This window comes from Mycobacterium basiliense, from assembly GCF_900292015.1.
Taxonomy (GTDB): Bacteria; Actinomycetota; Actinomycetes; order Mycobacteriales; family Mycobacteriaceae; genus Mycobacterium; species Mycobacterium basiliense.
This window is the reverse complement of the sequence record NZ_LR130759.1, coordinates 1,201,330-1,222,635: the sequence shown is the minus strand read 5'-3', so window position 1 is coordinate 1,222,635 and position 21,306 is coordinate 1,201,330. Positions and strand designations below refer to the sequence as shown.

Annotated in this window: 2 protein-coding genes; both read right to left on the bottom strand. The window is 63.7% G+C overall.

The genetic code is table 11. The features are described from left to right. Positions 1-133: 133 nt before the first annotated feature. Positions 134-18,070 (bottom strand): non-ribosomal peptide synthetase, encoded by a 17,937-nt coding sequence (locus MB901379_RS05195; RefSeq protein ID WP_158015657.1) that lies wholly within the window; start codon positions 18,068-18,070, stop codon positions 134-136. Next, positions 18,067-21,243, bottom strand: coding sequence for a type I polyketide synthase (locus MB901379_RS05190; protein WP_158015656.1), 3,177 nt, complete (start codon positions 21,241-21,243; stop codon positions 18,067-18,069). The genes MB901379_RS05195 and MB901379_RS05190 overlap by 4 nt, the downstream gene beginning before the upstream one ends. Positions 21,244-21,306: the final 63 nt, after the last annotated feature.

The window sequence follows — 21,306 nt, the reverse complement described above, 5'->3', positions numbered from 1 at the left end:
GCCCCAAGGGCGCCAATACGATCAGCTCATCGGCACCGAAGAATTGATCAGTGACACGGTTATTTGGCGGGTTTAACATCCTTTACAAACCTGTCCGACATGCTCGCGTTTCCAAGAACATTTTCGGCCTGCCCTAGAGCAGATATGCCCCGAGCTGTTCACCAAAATATTTCAGTGATTCCGGATTGAGCATCTCATCGTGGGCGCAGTCGACAGGGTGTTCGGCGATATTGCCCGCAACGAATGGTTGCCATATTGGCGCCAGCGGTGGTGCGTCGCCCGCCCGTCCCGAAAAGATGATCATGTCGCCATCGAATACGTCGGGTACGTGTCCGGATTGGAGTCGGAGACTGATGTTCAAGTTCTCGACCATGGTTTCCAAAATCCGCTTGGGAGGGAGCGGAAACTCAACCGCTTCGCGATGCCGAAACAGCGCCTCCACCTGCCGGTAAGTAAGCGGCTGCGATTGTTCCTCGATCTCGATGCCATTCATCTGTAGGAATCTCCCTACGATATAGCTTTCGGGTATCGGGTCTTGTTTTTCACTTCCGTCCAGGTCCAGGCGAGGGTCGAGGACGATCAGGGATCGAACCTTGCACCCACGCCGCTGTAGCTCAATGGCAAGTTGATGCGCGACGAGGCCGCCAAACGACCAGCCAATGAGGTTGTAGGGACCCTCGGGATAGAATTCTTGGGCCTTATCCGCGTAGTTGCATGCGATTTCTCGGATTGATCCCAGCCAAGATTCACCAATTGGCTGTTGGAAGCCGACGATGGGGCAGTCCACATACGATTCCAGGTTTCGGTACTGCCAGGCCAGCCCGCCTCCTGGGGGCAAACAAAACAGTGGAATTCCGTCGCATTGTTTGAACACCTCGACGGGAACAACTTCGAGTGAAATTTCCGCCGATTCAAGCTGCTGGCGAAGGCCCGCCACTGTCGGGGCCTCGAACAGCACCCGCACAGGCAGGTCGGCATCCAGTGTGGTGTTGATCGCCGCGATCACCTTCATCGCCAGGATGCTGTCTCCGCCGAGGTCGAAGAAGGAGTCATCAACCCCGACCCGATCCAACCCCAGCACTTGGGCATAAATACCGGCCAGGATCTCTTCGACCGGGCTCGCCGGGGCCCGGTAATGCTCGCTGTGGCCGTACTCAGGAGCGGGCAACGCCCGCACATCAAGCTTGCCGTTCAACGTCAACGGCAACTGCGCCAACCCCACCACCGCCGCGGGCACCATATAAGCGGGCAACCGCTGGGCCAACACCGCCCGAACCGCATCGACCTCGACATCACCGGTGACATAGCCCACCAACCGCTTGGGACCCTCACCATCCTGGCGAGCGATCACCACCGCCTGATCCACACCCTCCACCGCGGCCAGCGCGGCCTGAACCTCACCCAACTCGATGCGATACCCACGGATCTTGACCTGCTCATCAGCACGCCCCAGATACTCCAACTGGCCATCAACACCCCACCGCACCACATCCCCGGTGCGATACATCCGCGCTCCCGGCGCACCCACCCCAGCAAACGGACACGCCACAAACCGCGACCCGGTCAACGACGCCCGCCGCCAATACCCCACACCGACCCCGGCACCGGCCACATACAACTCCCCAGCCACCCCCACCGGCACCGGACGCAACCACCCATCCAGCACAAACAACGCCGCCCCCGACACCGGCGACCCAATCGGCACCACATCCGCACCGGCCACCAACGGCGCACTCATCGATGAGTACCAAGTCTCGGTGGGGCCGTAGGCGTTGAGCATGACCCGCCCCGGTGCCCACCGCTCGACCACCTCGGGCGGGCATGCCTCACCGGCCACCACCAGGGTGGTCGACTCCAACCCCTGCGTCGACAACATCCCCGCCGCGCTGGGGGTTTGGCTAAGCACGCTGACCTGCTCGGCCACCAACAACTCGTGTAGCTCCGCGGGGGAACGGGTCAACTCCTCGGGCACCACCACCAACCGGCCCCCATGCAGCAACGCCCCCCACATCTCGAACACCGAAACGTCGAACCCATACGAATGGCATTGGCTCCACACCTGGTCAGGCGCGGGTACCAGGGCGGTTTGTCTCGAGTCATATAGCCGGACGATGTTGTGGTGGGTGACGGCGACGCCTTTGGGGACCCCGGTGGTGCCCGAGGTGTAGATGATGTAGGCGATATTGTCGGCGGTCGGGACCGGCAACGCGGTATCGGGCTGGGTCTCGATCACCGGATCATCGATATCGACGACCACCACCTCATGACCGGCGAAGCGATCCAGCAACCCCGCGGTGGTGATCACCACCCGCGGCGCGGCATCACCGATCATGAAATCCACCCGCGCCGCCGGCAACGCCGGATCAATCGGCAAATACGCCGCCCCGGTCTTTAACACCCCGACAATGGCCACCACCGCCCGAGCCGAGCGCTCCAACGCCAGCCCCACCACCTCGCCAGCACCGACCCCACAGCCCACCAACAACTGCGCCAACCGAGTAGACGCCACATCCAACTCACGGTAACTCAACGTCTGACCCGCAAACACCAACGCCGGCGCCAACGGCGTGCGCCGCACCTGCGCGGCAAACAACTCCGGCACCGACGCAAACGCCCCCGCCCCCGCCGCGGTCAATGCGGTCCGGTTGCCAATCCGATCCAAACGGGCATGCTCAGCCTCATCAAGCAAATCAATCGAGGACAACCGTCGATCGGGATCAGCGGTCATCGCCTCCAACACCAACCGCAACCGCTCAATCAACCGGCCAATCGTGGCCGCATCAAACACATCGGTGCGGTATTCCACCATCCCCGCAATACCGGCAGGAGCACCCGCAGCGGTAAAACGCTCAGCCAACGAAAACACCAAATCCATCCGCGCGGCACCGGTGTGCAGGGAGATGGGGGTGGCCTCCAGCCCGCCGAGCGCTACTGGGGCACCGAGATTGTCGTGTGGGCCGGCGAAGTTCTGCCAGGCCAACATGACTTGGATCAGGGGGTGATGGGTCAAGCTGCGGGTCGGGTTAAGCCGCTCGACCACCACCTCAAACGGCACGTCTTGATGCTCGAAAGCGGCCAGGCTGCGCGCACGCACCTGGGCCAGCAACTCAGCAAAACTCACATCCCCGTCGAGCTGGACCCGCAACACCAACGTATTGACAAAGAACCCGATCAGCTCATCGAGGGCCGGATCGCTACGACCGGCCACCGCAAACCCCACCGCCACATCACTGCTGGCCGCCAACATCGACAACAGGGCACTAAGCGCGGTCTGGACCACCATGAAACTGGTCGCATTATGCTCAGCGGCCACCCGCGCCACCCGCGCCTGCAACGCCGCCGGCCAGTCCACCTCCACACTGCCACCACGATGATCCGCCACCGCCGGATACGCCCGATCGGTCGGCAACGCCAACCGCTCACCCATCCCGGCCAACTCATCGACCCAATACGCCAACTGCGCACTAGCCGCACTACCACTATCGGCAAGCTCCCCCAAATGAGCGCGCTGCCACAACGTGTAATCGACATACTGCACCGCCAACGGCGCCCAATCCGGAGCCCGACCCGCACACCGGCTGGCATAAGCCACCCCCAGATCAGCGGTCAACGGCGCCAACGACCACCCATCAGCGGCGATATGGTGGATCACCACCACCAACACATGCTCGACAGCGCTCACCCGAAACAGCCGCGCCCGCAACGGAATTTCTACCGCCAAATCAAAACTATGCCGCGCCTGCTGCTCCATGGCCTGCTGCAACTGCGACTGCGACCAGCCACCAGCATCAACAACCTGCCACCCCACCTCGACGCGCTCCACCGGAACAATCACCTGCTGGGCCACCCCATCGACGGTCACAAACACCGTCCGCAAGCTTTCATGCCGGCCCACCACATCAACTAACGCCGCCCCCAACGCCGCATCATCAACACGCCCACGCAACCGCAACGACCCCACCATGTTGTAGATCGGTGAGGGACCCTCCAGCTGATCCAAAAACCACAACCGCTGCTGAGCAAACGACAACGGAATCACCGCCGGACGCTGCACCGCCACCAACGGCGCCCGCCCACCAAAAACCCCACCACCCACACAAGCCGCCAACCCCGCCACCGTCGGCGCCTCAAACAACACCCGCACCGAGACCACAACATCCAACGCGGAATTGATCGCCGCGATCACCCGCATCGCCGACAGCGAATCCCCACCCAAATCAAAGAAAGAGTCATCAACCCCGACCCGATCCAACCCCAGCACTTGGGCATAAATACCGGCCAGGATCTCCTCGACCGGGCCCGCCGGAGCCCGATACCGGTCGGCGTGCACATACTCCGGAGCCGGCAACGCCCGCACATCAAGCTTGCCGTTCAACGTCAACGGCAACTGCGCCAACCCCACCACCGCCGCGGGCACCATATAAGCGGGCAACCATTGGGCCAACACCGCCCGAACCGCGCCGACCTCGACATCACCGGTGACATAGCCCACCAACCGCTTGGGACCCTCACCATCCTGGCGAGCGATCACCACCGCCTGATCCACACCCTCCACCGCGGCCAGCGCGGCCTGAACCTCACCCAACTCGATGCGATACCCACGGATCTTGACCTGCTCATCAGCACGCCCCAGATACTCCAACTGGCCATCAACACCCCACCGCACCACATCCCCGGTGCGATACATCCGCGCTCCCGGCGCACCCACCCCAGCAAACGGACACGCCACAAACCGCGACCCGGTCAACGACGCCCGCCGCCAATACCCCACACCGACCCCGGCACCAGCCACATACAACTCCCCAGCCACCCCCACCGGCACCGGACGCAACCACCCATCCAGCACAAACAACGCCACCCCCGACACCGGCGACCCAATCGGCACCACATCCGCACCCGCGTGCAGGGGGCCGGCGATCGCAACTTCCACGGTCGTTTCGGTCGGACCGTAAACGTTCATCAGCGTGGTGGCCGCGGCGGCGTATCGGTCCGCGAGTTCTCTCGTGCACGCCTCGCCGCCCACCGTCAACCGGACGCTTCGCAGTTGGCTCGCCGGCAGCGCCGCCAAGGCTGTGGGGGTAAATACCGCGTGGGACACGTCTTGTTGGCGCATGAGTTCAAGCAATTGCTCGCCCGGCAACGCCTGGTCCGCGTTGGGTATCACCGCGGCCGCGCCCGTCAACAGTGCGGTCCACATGTTCGACACAGACGCATCGAAGGTTAATGGGGCAAACTGCAGAATCCGGCTCTCAGGCGTAATGACATTGCGTTCCAGGTGGGTGGTCACCAGACCGGCAATTCCGGTGTGGGTGACGGCGACGCCTTTGGGGACCCCGGTGGTGCCCGAGGTGTAGATGATGTAGGCGATATTGTCGGCGGTCGGGACCGGCAACGCGGTATCGGGCTGGGTCTCGATCACCGGATCATCGATATCGACGACCACCACCTCATGACCGGCGAAGCGATCCAGCAACCCCGCGGTGGTGATCACCACCCGCGGCGCGGCATCACCGATCATGAAATCCACCCGCGCCGCCGGCAACGCCGGATCAATCGGCAAATACGCCGCCCCGGTCTTTAACACCCCGACAATGGCCACCACCGCCCGAGCCGAGCGCTCCAACGCCAGCCCCACCACCTCGCCAGCACCGACCCCACAGCCCACCAACAACTGCGCCAACCGAGTAGACGCCACATCCAACCCGCGGTAACTCAACGTCTGACCCTCAAACACCAACGCCGGCGCCAACGGCGTGCGCCGCACCTGCGCGGCAAACAACTCCGGCACCGACGCAAACGCCCCCGCCCCCGCCGCGGTCAATGCGGTCCGGTTGCCAATCCGATCCAAACGGGCATGCTCAGCCTCATCAAGCAAATCAATCGAGGACAACCGTCGATCGGGATCAGCGGTCATCGCCTCCAACACCAACCGCAACCGCTCAATCAACCGGCCAATCGTGGCCGCATCAAACACATCGGTGCGAAACTCGATGCGGAAGCCTAGTTCGCGGCCCGGTAGCACCTGCATCCCCAGGGGGTAGTGCGTGGATTCGTGGCTAGCGATATCGGCGATGGCTAGGTCGCCAGCACCGAGGGGCTTCCCGGAATCCATGGGGTAGTTTTCGTACACCATTAGGGTGTCGAAAAGCTGCTCTCGGCCGGTGATTTGGTGGATCTCATTCAGCGCCAAGAACTGATGCTCCACCGTGTCGTTGTGGAAACACTGAAGCTGGCCAATTAGGTCAACGACGGTGGTGGTGGGAGTGATACGCGCTCGGACCGGCAGCGTGTTAATCAACAGGCCGACCATTGATTCGGCGCCGGCCAGCTCCGCGGGCCGACCCGAAACGGTGGTGCCGAATGCGACGTCGTGGTGGCCGGTCAACCAGGCCACTATTTGCGCCCAGGCCGCCTGCAACACGGTGTTGAGGGTGGCGTGAGATTGACGCGCCAGCCTGGTCAACCCCTCGGTGGTGTTGGCGGACAGGTGGAACCGTTGGGTGCCGCGCGGGCCCAGCCCCAACGAATGTGCCGGGCCGACCAGCGTCGGGGTTTCAAAGCCGTCGAGCACCGACCCCCAGGCCCGATGGGCGCTCTGCACGTCGCGGCTGGCAAGCCAGGTCAAGAACTTGCGATACGACAGGGGTGCGGGCATCGACTGTCCGTTGTAGGCAGCGAATATCTCACCCATCAGGATCGGAATCGACCAGCCGTCGAGCACGATGTGGTGGTGGGTGAGCAGTAGTCGGTGCTGATCGTGCCCGGTGCGGATCAGCGCCGCTCGAAATGGCGGTTGCTGGGTGATATCGCAGACGGCGTCGCGTTCGGTGGTGCACAGTTGCTGGATCCGCTGTTCGACGTCAACGCCGCTGGCGGCTAGGTCCTCATAGTGCCAGGGCAGCATCGGATCGGTGGCGATGATCTGCACCGGGTCGTTGTCTTTGGGCCAGATGAATCGGGCCGCCAGGTTCGGATGGCGGGTAAGCACCGTATGCATGGCACGGTGTAGTCGGTGCTGGTCCAGGTGCCCAGTCAAGGTGAAATCGAACTGCACCGCGTAGGGGTCGCCTAGGTCGTCGTACATGCTGCTGGCGGCGTGGAAAAGCAACCCCTGCTGCAGCGGGGTCAACGGCAAGATGTCGGCGACGCGGTATTGACGCTCGAGGTCTTCGATTTGCCGCTGGCTGAGCCGGGCCGGGAGGATATCGCTGGGGGTCAGCCCGCCCCCACCGCGGCTGACATGTGCGCACATGCCGCGCAGTGCGTCAAACCACAATTGGCTCACGCGGTCGATCTGGTTGCGATCGAGTTTGCCGGACGCCCAGGTCCAACCGGCCTGTAGTTGTGCGCCGGCCTCGGTTTCGACGGTGGCCGCGTTGAGTTCCACCGTGTGCAGCAACGGCATCGCCAGACCAGCATTGCTGTTGCTCGAGGTCGAACTCCACGAGCCGATCCGCCAGGCGTCGTCAGCGCGCGGGCCGGCCGATGGAGCACCCAATCGCCCTAGGTAGTTGAAGCCAATGGCCGGATCGCAACCGGTGAGATCGACCTCATCGTTGAGGTAGCGCAGCAGCCCGTAGGTCCAGCCGTCCGGGAGGGCGCGAAGTTGCTCCTTCGCGTTCTTGATGACGGCACCCAGCCCCGTATGACCGGCGGTGACGTGAGACCAGTCCAACCCGCCGACACACAACGCTACCGGGTATTTGGAGGTGAACCATCCCACGGTGTGCGATAGGTCAATCCCGGCAGCGAGTTCCTCGTGACGCCCGTGGCCTTCGACATCGATGCCGATCGGGGCGTCCCCCGTGCCCAAGAACTGCGCCCACGCCAACCCAAAGGCGATCAATAGGATGTCCTGCACCCCAGCCCCGAAGGCGGCGGGCACTTCGGCAAGAAGCATTCGAGTGGTCTCGGCATCGAGGGATGCCGACAGGTGACCGGCGGTAGCGAAGGTATCCACATCCGGTTCCGGTGCAGGTAACGCGGCGGGTATCGACACCACGTGCTGCCAAGCACCGACCTGCTCAATGACCGCTTCACGGCGTGCGCCTTCGGCCAGCACCGACGCCCAGCGCTGAAACGATGTCCCTCGGGCCGCCAAATGCACGTGTTGGCCCCGGCGGTGCTGATCCCAGCCGCTGTTGAGATCGTCCAGCAAGATCCGCCACGACACCGCATCGACAGCGAGATGATGCACAATCAGCAACAGCTGGCCAGTAGCCGCCGCCCACAGCGCACTGAGCATCACCCCGGAAGCGGGATCCAACAGCGAGCGGGCCGCCACCAGCGCTTCGTCGGACAACGCCGGCACCGGCCGCACACACTTGGCGGCATCGATGGACCCGGGTTCGCGCACCCACAACGACCAATCTCCGTTGCTGTCCGCGGGTGCAACTTGTAGCCGCAGCATGGCGTGGCGATCCACCAACGCTTGCAGTAGGGCCACCACGTCGTGCTCGCCCACCCCGGCCGGTGCCTGTAACAACAGCGCCTGGTTGAAATGCTCCACCGGGCCGGGGGTATTCAGTAGCCACATCATGATCGGTGTGGCTAGCACCTCACCCACGTGGTGGTGGCCCTCGTCGAGCCCCTCGCTGGTGGCACGACCGGCCGCCCGGCCCACGCCGGCCACCGTTTGTTCGGTGAAAAGATCGCGCGCTCGGCACAGCACACCTTCATCGCGGGCGCGCGCGACAACCTGGATCGCCAGGATGCTGTCTCCGCCGAGGTCGAAGAAGGAGTCATCAACCCCGACCCGATCCACGCCGAGCACTTGGGCATAAATACCGGCCAGGATCTCCTCGACCGGGCTCGCCGGGGCCCGGTAATGCTCGCTGTGGCCGTACTCGGGAGCGGGCAACGCCCGCACATCAAGCTTGCCGTTCAACGTCAACGGCAACTGCGCCAACCCCACCACCGCCGCGGGCACCATATAAGCGGGCAACCGCTGGGCCAACACCGCCCGAACCGCATCGACCTCGACATCACCGGTGACATAGCCCACCAACCGCTTGGGACCCTCACCATCCTGGCGAGCGATCACCACCGCCTGATCCACACCCTCCACCGCGGCCAGCGCGGCCTGAACCTCACCCAACTCGATGCGATACCCACGGATCTTGACCTGCTCATCAGCACGCCCCAGATACTCCAACTGGCCATCAACACCCCACCGCACCACATCCCCGGTGCGATACATCCGCGCTCCCGGCGCACCCACCCCAGCAAACGGACACGCCACAAACCGCGACCCGGTCAACGACGCCCGCCGCCAATACCCCACACCGACCCCGGCACCAGCCACATACAACTCCCCAGCCACCCCCACCGGCACCGGACGCAACCACCCATCCAGCACAAACAACGCCGCCCCCGACACCGGCGACCCAATCGGCACCACATCCGCACCGGCCACCAACGGCGCACTCATCGACGCATAAATCGTGGTCTCGGTGGGACCGTAGCCGTTGAGCATGACCCGCCCCGGTGCCCACCGCTCGACCACCTCGGGCGGGCATGCCTCACCGGCCACCACCAGGGTGGTCGACTCCAACCCCTGCCTCGACAACGCCCCCGCCGCGCTGGGGGTTTGGCTAAGCACGCTGACCTGCTCGGCCACCAACAACTCATGCAACTGGTCCGGAGCGCGAGTCACCGCCTCGGGCACCACCACCAACCGGCCCCCATGCAGCAACGCCCCCCACATTTCCCACGACGAGTAATCAAAGGCATATGAGTGGCATTGGCTCCACACCTGGCCAGGCGCGGGTACCAGGCCGGCTGGCGGCGTGGCGAAGAGCCGGGTGAGGTTGTGGTGGGTGACGGCGACGCCTTTGGGGACCCCGGTGGTGCCCGAGGTGTAGATGATGTGGGCGATATTGTCGGCGGTCGGGACCGGCAACGCGGTATCGGGCTGGGTCTCGATCACCGGATCATCGATATCGACGACCACCACCTCATGACCGGCGAAGCGATCCAGCAACCCCGCGGTGGTGATCACCACCCGCGGCGCGGCATCACCGATCATGAAATCCACCCGCGCCGCCGGCAACGCCGGATCAATCGGCAAATACGCCGCCCCGGTCTTTAACACCCCGACAATGGCCACCACCGCCCGAGCCGAGCGCTCCAACGCCAGCCCCACCACCTCGCCAGCACCGACCCCACAGCCCACCAACAACTGCGCCAACCGAGTAGACGCCACATCCAACTCGCGGTAACTCAACGTCTGACCCTCAAACACCAACGCCGGCGCCAACGGCGTGCGCCGCACCTGCGCGGCAAACAACTCCGGCACCGACGCAAACGCCCCCGCCCCCGCCGCGGTCAATGCGGTCCGGTTGCCAATCCGATCCAAACGGGCATGCTCAGCCTCATCAAGCAAATCAATCGAGGACAACCGTCGATCGGGATCAGCGGTCATCGCCTCCAACACCAACCGCAACCGCTCAATCAACCGGCCAATCGTGGCCGCATCAAACACATCGGTGCGGTATTCCACCATCCCCGCAATACCGGCAGGAGCACCCGCAGCGGTAAAACGCTCAGCCAACGAAAACACCAAATCCATCCGCGCGGCACCGGTGTGCAGGGAGATGGGGGTGGCCTCCAGATCACCTAATGCCAGGTCGGCGGGCAGGTTGTTTTGCCAGGCCAACATGACTTGGATCAGGGGGTGATGGGTCAAGCTGCGGGTCGGGTTAAGCCGCTCGACCACCACCTCAAACGGCACGTCTTGATGCTCGAAAGCGGCCAGGCTGCGCGCACGCACCTGGGCCAGCAACTCAGCAAAACTCACATCCCCGTCGAGCTGGACCCGCAACACCAACGTATTGACAAAAGACCCGATCAGCTCATCGAGGGCCGGATCGCTACGACCGGCCACCGCAAACCCCACCGCCACATCACTGCTGGCCGCCAACATCGACAACAGGGCACTAAGCGCGGTCTGGACCACCATGAAACTGGTCGCATTATGCTCAGCGGCCACCCGCGCCACCCGCGCCTGCAACGCCGCCGGCCAGTCCACCTCCACACTGCCACCACGATGATCCGCCACCGCCGGATACGCCCGATCGGTCGGCAACGCCAACCGCTCACCCATCCCGGCCAACTCATCGACCCAATACGCCAACTGCGCACTAGCCGCACTACCACTATCGGCAAGCTCCCCCAAATGAGCGCGCTGCCACAACGTGTAATCGACATACTGCACCGCCAACGGCGCCCAATCCGGAGCCCGACCCGCACACCGGCTGGCATAAGCCACCCCCAGATCAGCGGTCAACGGCGCCAACGACCACCCATCAGCGGCGATATGGTGGATCACCACCACCAACACATGCTCGACAGCGCTCACCCGAAACAGCCGCGCCCGCAACGGAATTTCTACCGCCAAATCAAAACTATGCCGCGCCTGCTGCTCCATGGCCTGCTGCAACTGCGACTGCGACCAGCCACCAGCATCAACAACCTGCCACCCCACCTCGACGCGCTCCACCGGAACAATCACCTGCTGGGCCACCCCATCGACGGTCACAAACACCGTCCGCAAGCTTTCATGCCGGCCCACCACATCAACTAACGCCGCCCCCAACGCCGCATCATCAACACGCCCACGCAACCGCAACGACCCCACCATGTTGTAGATCGGTGAGGGACCCTCCAGCTGATCCAAAAACCACAACCGCTGCTGAGCAAACGACAACGGAATCACCGCCGGACGCTGCACCGCCACCAACGGCGCCCGCCCACCAAAAACCCCACCACCCACACAAGCCGCCAACCCCGCCACCGTCGGCGCCTCAAACAACACCCGCACCGAGACCACAACATCCAACGCGGAATTGATCGCCGCGATCACCCGCATCGCCGACAGCGAATCCCCACCCAAATCAAAGAAAGAGTCATCAACCCCGACCCGATCCAACCCCAGCACTTGGGCATAAATACCGGCCAGGATCTCTTCGACCGGGCTCGCCGGGGCCCGGTAATGCTCGCTGTGGCCGTACTCGGGAGCGGGCAACGCCCGCACATCAAGCTTGCCGTTCAACGTCAACGGCAACTGCGCCAACCCCACCACCGCCGCGGGCACCATATAAGCGGGCAACCGCTGGGCCAACACCGCCCGAACCGCATCGACCTCGACATCACCGGTGACATAGCCCACCAACCGCTTGGGACCCTCACCATCCTGGCGAGCGATCACCACCGCCTGATCCACACCCTCCACCGCGGCCAGCGCGGCCTGAACCTCACCCAACTCGATGCGATACCCACGGATCTTGACCTGCTCATCAGCACGCCCCAGATACTCCAACTGGCCATCAACACCCCACCGCACCACATCCCCGGTGCGATACATCCGCGCTCCCGGCGCACCCACCCCAGCAAACGGACACGCCACAAACCGCGACCCGGTCAACGACGCCCGCCGCCAATACCCCACACCGACCCCGGCACCAGCCACATACAACTCCCCGACCACCCCCACCGGCACCGGACGCAACCACCCATCCAGCACAAACAACGCCGCCCCCGACACCGGCGACCCGATCGGCACCACATCCGCACCGGCCACCAACGGCGCACTCATCGACGCATAAATCGTGGTCTCGGTGGGACCGTAGCCGTTGAGCATGACCCGCCCCGGTGCCCACCGCTCGACCACCTCGGGCGGGCATGCCTCACCGGCCACCACCAGGGTGGTCGACTCCAACCCCTGCCTCGACAACGCCCCCGCCGCGCTGGGGGTTTGGCTAAGCACGCTGACCTGCTCGGCCACCAACAACTCATGCAACTGGTCCGGAGCGCGAGTCACCGCCTCGGGCACCACCACCAACCGGCCCCCATGCAGCAACGCCCCCCACATCTCGAACACCGAAACGTCGAACCCATACGAATGCCATTGGCTCCACACCTGCCCCGGCCCCAGCGGGATCATCTCGGCGTCCAGCCGATCCACGAGTTGGGTGATGTTGTGGTGGGTGACGGCGACGCCTTTGGGGACCCCGGTGGTGCCCGAGGTGTAGATGATGTAGGCGATATTGTCGGCGGTCGGGACCGGCAAAGCGGTATCGGGCTGGGTCTCGATCACCGGATCATCGATATCGACGACCACCACCTCATGACCGGCGAAGCGATCCAGCAACCCCGCGGTGGTGATCACCACCCGCGGCGCGGCATCACCGATCATGAAATCCACCCGCGCCGCCGGCAACGCCGGATCAATCGGCAAATACGCCGCCCCGGTCTTTAACACCCCGACAATGGCCACCACCGCCCGAGCCGAGCGCTCCAACGCCAGCCCCACCACCTCGCCAGCACCGACCCCACAGCCCACCAACAACTGCGCCAACCGAGTAGACGCCACATCCAACTCGCGGTAACTCAACGTCTGACCCGCAAACACCAACGCCGGCGCCAACGGCGTGCGCCGCACCTGCGCGGCAAACAACTCCGGCACCGACGCAAACGCCCCCGCCCCCGCCGCGGTCAATGCGGTCCGGTTGCCAATCCGATCCAAACGGGCATGCTCAGCCTCATCAAGCAAATCAATCGAGGACAACCGTCGATCGGGATCAGCGGTCATCGCCTCCAACACCAACCGCAACCGCTCAATCAACCGGCCAATCGTGGCCGCATCAAACACATCGGTGCGGTATTCCACCATCCCCGCAATACCGGCAGGAGCACCCGCAGCGGTAAAACGCTCAGCCAAGATAAACGCCAAATCCATCCGCGCAGTGCCGGTGTGCACCGGCACCCGGGCGACATCCAGATCACCCAATGCCAGGTTGGCGGGCAGGTTGTTTTGCCAGGCCAACATGACTTGGATCAGGGGGTGATGGGTCAAGCTGCGGGTCGGGTTAAGCCGCTCGACCACCACCTCAAACGGCACGTCTTGATGCTCGAAAGCGGCCAGGCTGCGCGCACGCACCTGGGCCAGCAACTCAGCAAAACTCACATCCCCGTCGAGCTGGACCCGCAACACCAACGTATTGACAAAAGACCCGATCAGCTCATCGAGGGCCGGATCGCTACGACCGGCCACCGCAAACCCCACCGCCACATCACTGCTGGCCGCCAACATCGACAACAGGGCACTAAGCGCGGTCTGGACCACCATGAAACTGGTCGCATTATGCTCAGCGGCCACCCGCGCCACCCGCGCCTGCAACGCCGCCGGCCAGTCCACCTCCACACTGCCACCACGATGATCCGCCACCGCCGGATACGCCCGATCGGTCGGCAACGCCAACCGCTCACCCATCCCGGCCAACTCATCGACCCAATACGCCAACTGCGCACTAGCCGCACTACCACTATCGGCAAGCTCCCCCAAATGAGCGCGCTGCCACAACGTGTAATCGACATACTGCACCGCCAACGGCGCCCAATCCGGAGCCCGACCCGCACACCGGCTGGCATAAGCCACCCCCAGATCAGCGGTCAACGGCGCCAACGACCACCCATCAGCGGCGATATGGTGGATCACCACCACCAACACATGCTCGACAGCGCTCACCCGAAACAGCCGCGCCCGCAACGGAATTTCTACCGCCAAATCAAAACTATGCCGCGCCTGCTGCTCCATGGCCTGCTGCAACTGCGACTGCGACCAGCCACCAGCATCAACAACCTGCCACCCCACCTCGACGCGCTCCACCGGAACAATCACCTGCTGGGCCACCCCATCGACGGTCACAAACACCGTCCGCAAGCTTTCATGCCGGCCCACCACATCAACTAACGCCGCCCCCAACGCCGCATCATCAACACGCCCACGCAACCGCAACGACCTCACCATGTTGTAGATCGGTGAGGGACCCTCCAGCTGATCCAAAAACCACAACCGCTGCTGAGCAAACGACAACGGAATCACCGCCGGACGCTGCACCGCCACCAACGGCGCCCGCCCACCAGAAACCCCACCACCCACACAAACCGCCAACCCCGCCACCGTCGGCGCCTCAAACAGGGCAAACACGGCTAGGTCGACGTCCAGTGTGGTGTTGATCGCCGCGATCACCCGCATCGCCGACAGCGAATCCCCACCCAAATCAAAGAAAGAGTCATCAACCCCGACCCGATCCACGCCGAGCACTTGGGCATAAATACCGGCCAGGATCTCTTCGACCGGGCTCGCCGGGGCCCGGTAATGCTCGCTGTGGCCGTACTCAGGAGCGGGCAACGCCCGCACATCAAGCTTGCCGTTCAACGTCAACGGCAACTGCGCCAACCCCACCACCGCCGCGGGCACCATATAAGCGGGCAACCGCTGGGCCAACACCGCCCGAACCGCGCCGACCTCGACATCACCGGTGACATAGCCCACCAACCGCTTGGGACCCTCACCATCCTGGCGAGCGATCACCACCGCCTGATCCACACCCTCCACCGCGGCCAGCGCGGCCTGAACCTCACCCAACTCGATGCGATACCCACGGATCTTGACCTGCTCATCAGCACGCCCCAGATACTCCAACTGGCCATCAACACCCCACCGCACCACATCCCCGGTGCGATACATCCGCGCTCCCGGCGCACCCACCCCAGCAAACGGACACGCCACAAACCGCGACCCGGTCAACGACGCCCGCCGCCAATACCCCACACCGACCCCGGCACCGGCCACATACAACTCCCCAGCCACCCCCACCGGCACCGGACGCAACCACCCATCCAGCACAAACAACGCCGCCCCCGACACCGGCGACCCGATCGGCACCACATCCGCACCGGCCACCAACGGCGCACTCATCGACGCATACATGGTGGTCTCGGTGGGACCGTACTGATTGACCATGACCCGCCCCGGTGCCCACCGCTCGACCACCTCGGGCGGGCACGCCTCACCGCCCACCACCAGGGTGGTCGACTCCAACCCCTGCCTCGACAACGCCCCCGCCGCGCTGGGGGTTTGGCTAAGCACGCTGACCTGCTCGGCCACCAACAACTCGTGTAGCTCCGCGGGGGAACGGGTCAACTCCTCGGGCACCACCACCAACCGGCCCCCATGCAGCAACGCCCCCCACATCTCGAACACCGACAAGTCAAAACCGTATGAGTGGCATTGGCTCCACACCTGCCCCGGCCCCAGCGGGATCATCTCGGCGTCCAGCCGATCCACGAGTTGGGTGATGTTGTGGTGGGTGACGGCGACGCCTTTGGGGACCCCGGTGGTGCCCGAGGTGTAGATGATGTGGGCGATATTGTCGGCGGTCGGGACCGGCAACGCGGTATCGGGCTGGGTCTCGATCACCGGATCATCGATATCGACGACCACCACCTCATGACCGGCGAAGCGATCCAGCAACCCCGCGGTGGTGATCACCACCCGCGGCGCGGCATCACCGATCATGAAATCCACCCGCGCCGCCGGCAACGCCGGATCAATCGGCAAATACGCCGCCCCGGTCTTTAACACCCCGACAATGGCCACCACCGCCCGAGCCGAGCGCTCCAACGCCAGCCCCACCACCTCGCCAGCACCGACCCCACAGCCCACCAACAACTGCGCCAACCGAGTAGACGCCACATCCAACTCGCGGTAACTCAACGTCTGACCCGCAAACACCAACGCCGGCGCCAACGGCGTGCGCCGCACCTGCGCGGCAAACAACTCCGGCACCGACGCAAACGCCCCCGCCCCCGCCGCGGTCAATGCGCCCCAGTTACCAACCCGATCGAGGTATGCCTGTTCTGAGGGTTCGCCCGCACCGCCCGGCGCGGTGTCGAACAGCATGCTCACCTCGCGCAAGGGGTGGTCCCACATATCGAGCAGCCGCGCCATCATGGCCAGGAGCCGACGCCCCAGCTCCTCCGAGTTGATATCGCCTGGAGACATCTCGCTGGTCGCTATGGTCAGCATCAATTCGCCCTCGGCGATTTCGGCCTGGATGCCGACCGGAAAATGCGCCCGACTTCGCAACGTGGGCGACCGGAAAGTTACCGAGCCGGCGGCCAACCCCCCGCCGCTGATCGAATCGGTCAGGGGAAAATTCTCGAAGGCCAACACGGTGTCGAACAACTCACCCAAACCAGCCAACGACCGGATCTGCGCATGCCCAAGGTAAGCGTGCTCGCGCAACCGGGCACCGTCGCGCTGCATAAGCGCACATTTGCTACCCACCAAAGTCGTTGGCTCAAGACTCACACGCATCGGCACTGTGTTGATCAACAGCCCGACCATGGATTCAACACCGGTTAGCTCGGCCGGTCGAGTAGATACAGTGACACCAAACACCACGTCTTGACTGCCGGTATGCGCCGACAACAACAACGCCCACGCAAGCTGGGTAAGCGTACTCACCGTGACACCGCGGGTACGCGCACCATGAACAAGGCCACTCGTGGCCGCCGCATCGAGGCGCACCACCGTGTAGGTCGCTTCACCGCCCGGTTGCACGCTGTTACCCCCGGGTGACTCCGCCGCCAGCAGCGTCGGCCCAGGCAGACCCGCGAGGTATTGCCGCCACAGCTCTTCTGACTGCGCCACGTCACGACGGGCCAACCAGCTCAGGTAGTCACGATAAGGCCGCGGGGGCGACGGGAGCGCATCAAGGTTGCCGCCCGATTGATACAACCTCAGCAGTTCGTCGATGAACAACACCATCGACCACCCATCGATCACGATGTGATGCACGGCGATATGGAACCGCCACGCCACATCGGACAACTCGATGAGCAAGAACCGGATCGGCGGACCCTTTTCCAGATCGAATCCCTTTGCCCGCTCCTCGCTTTCGAGCGTTACCGCCGACTCCCCGGTCGCGGTGACGTGCTCGAAAGCCAAGTCCACAGCAACAGGCACGACCTGGACCGGATGCGGCAGCACCCGCCCCACGAAGCGCGCGCGCACATTCGGGTGACGCTTGAGCATCAACACCACGCAGTCACGCAACAACTCGCTGTCCAACGGCCCAGTAACATCGATGCCTATCGCCATCGTGTACGGATCATCCGACGGTGCCTCGCTGGCCATCGCCAGCGCGAACAGCCCCTGCTGAAGCGGGCTCAGCGTCATCACATCCTGGATGCCGGAAACATCCGCGCTGGTCTGGGTCATAGCAGCACCGCCGCATCGATCTTTGCCAGCACACCAGGCAGCGCGGCCAATTGCTCGGCGGACAAACCTGACATACTCATCGCCTCGCCGCGCGCATCATTGGACCCATCACAAACAGCGTCGCCCTCGTCCTCACCGGCGGCCATGACGCGGTCCAGCGCCTCCGCCAACTGCTGCACGGTCGGATGATCGAAAATCAGCTGCGGAGTCAGCGGCATACCCGCCGCACGCACACGGGCCGCCAGCTGCATCGCGGTGACGCTGTCACCGCCGAGAGCCACAAAGCGGTCCGCACGCCCGACGCGGGGGATGTCAAGAAGATGCTCAATCGCCTCGGCCAGCAGCCGCTCGGTCTCGGTGCGCGGCGGCTCGGTTGACTGGCTAACACCGCGTGGCGATATCGAAACGCCACCATAACCAGCCGAACCGGTTGTCGGCCAGTGCCGTTTGCGTTGAAAGGCATAGGTGGGCAGCTCCACCCGCCGCGCATCCGAAGCTAAGGATCCGGCGGCCCAATCGATCGATGCGCCACGGACAAACGCCGTTGCCAACCCCCTGATGAACGATTCGTTTTCCTCAATACCCGGCTTGAGCAATGTGGCGGCGCATACCGGTTCGCCAGCCATTTCGTCGGCAGCAAAATTGGCCTCGGCGTAGGCCACGAGTTCGGCACCGGGACCAATTTCCAGGAAATTACTGACCTCGCCCTGCACCCGAGCCCAGCGCAGGGCTTCCATAAACCGGACGGGCTTAGTTAACTGATCTACCCAATACTCGGGCGTAGTCAGCACATCGGCATCGGCAATACGACCGGTGAACCCTGAGATAACTTGGATAGTCGGGACACGATAACTGAGTTTGCGCACAGCTTGCATGAGCTCCGGAATCAGCGGATTCATGTGCGACGAATGCAGCGCGCGGCCGACCCGGCTCCAATTTGTTCGCATTCCGTTGGCCTCGAGCTTTTCCGAAAGTGTATTCAAGGAGCGCTCTTCACCAGAAATCGTCACTGCCAGCGGGCCATTGATGGCAGCCAGCGCACAGCCGGCGAACTCACGCAAATAGGGCGAAACATCACCCTGAGACGCCTCCACACAAAGCATGGCGCCTTCGGCCGGCAACATCTGAACAAGCCGAGCACGTTCCGCCACAAGATGGCAGGCGTCCTCCAACGACCACAAGCCCGCCACGTAGGCGGCTGATATCTCACCCAACGAATGGCCAATCACGTAGTCCGGGCGAAGACCCCACGACTGAGCGAGCCGAAACAGCGCAACCTGGACCGCGAACAGGGCTGGCTGCGCATAGCCGGGTTGATCCAGCAATCTCGGCGCTCCCGGGCCGGCAGCTCCGGAAATCGCGTCACGCAGCGGCGTGCCGATCTGCTCGTCGAAATGCGAACACACCTCATCGAATGCGGCGGCGTATATCGGCGAACGGGCGTAGAGCTGCTGGCCCACACCCACCAGCTGCGCGCTCTCACCCGAAAACAACACCGCTGTTTTAGTGGCATCGGGCGCCGCACTACGCACCACCGCCGACGACGTCGCGTCCGCGGCCAATGACCGGAGCCCGCCAAGCAGTTCGTCACGCTCGCTTCCGACCACAACCGCCCGATGGTTGAAGGTTGTCCGGGAAGTTGCCAACGAGTACGCAATGTCGATCGGACGAAAGTCCGGATCCTGTTCTAGATGCTCTAGTAACCGGGCGCCCTGCATCGGCAGTGCCTCGGCAGATTTCGCGGTGATTACCCACGCGAGCGCACCGGCGCCAGTGGTAGTCGATGGGCCAGTCGCCTCCGCTCGCGCCGAGCGTTCCGCGCCAGCCTCCTCGAGGATCAGATGCGCGTTGACTCCGCTAAGACCGAACCCAGACACACCAGCCCGGCGCGCACCTTCACCCGGCAACCACGGGTGCGCGTCGGCGGCCAGCTGGACACCCCCCGACGACCAATCCACAAACGGTGTCGGTTCCTCGGCGTGCAGTGTCGCCGGTATGACCCGATGGCGCAGCGCCTCTACCATCTTGATCACGCCGCCAACGCCAGCCGCCGCGAGCGTATGGCCCATATTCGACTTGAGCGACCCCAGCCACAATGGCCGGCCATCGGGCCGGTTCCGGCCGTAGGTCTCTATCAACGCTTCGACTTCGGTGGCATCACCCACCGGAATCCCGGTGCCGTGTGCCTCAACCACATCCACTTGAGCTGCCGACAGATCAGCGTCCTGCAGCGCGCGCTGAATCACTCGTTGTTGCGCAAGCCGATTGGGGGCCTCCGGCCCGTTGGTCGGCCCATCATGGTTGACCGCCGAACCACGAATTACCGCCAATACCGGATGCTGGTTTTCCACCGCATCGGATAACCGCTCCAACAGCAGCACGCCCACACCTTCACCCCATCCGGGACGATCCGCAGACGCCGCAAAAGACTTGCATCGACCGGCCGCAGCCGGCTTTTTACCCACCAACCCCACAAAGCCTTGCTGCGTCATCACCGTCACACCACCGGCGATCGCCAGTGGACACTCCCCCGACCGCAGCGATCGGATCGCCCGATGGATCGCGACCAACGATGACGAACATGCAGTATCAAGCGTGATCGCCGGGCCATCGAAACCAAAGAAATAAGAAACCCGGCCAGCGACCATGCTCGCTGCCCAGCTCGTCATGTCTTCTGTTGCCACGCAGACGTTTTGCGTTGTGCTCATATTGGATGTCATGCCGAGGAAGACCCCCGTGTCGGTGCCCCGAACCGTGGCTGGATCGATGCCAGCGCGCTCAAATGCCTCCCAGGCGGACTCCAGAACCACCCGCTGATGGGGATCCATCACCGCCGCCTCACACGCGCCAATCCCAAAGAAGTCAGCATCAAACATGCTGACGTCGGCGATAAAGCCGCCAAACCGCGCTCCCGACGCGGAGTCGAGTTCGTTGACCTCGTCAATCTCCCACCCGCGGTCACTCGGCAAACCCGAAACCAGATCACGCTTTTCACACACCGCCCGCCACAACTCCGCCGGTGAATTCAACCCACCGGGATAGCGGCAAGCCATACCAACGATCGCAATCGGCTCACGGCCTCTGGCTTCGATCTCCCGCAAACGCTGACGTGTCTTCTCCAACTCCAAGACGGCCTGTTTGAGGTAAGAATGAAGTTCTTCATGAGTTGCCATCAACAGCCTTCCATGAGCATGACCGTGCTTCGCGTAAGAAATCTCCAATGCGCATGTAACCCT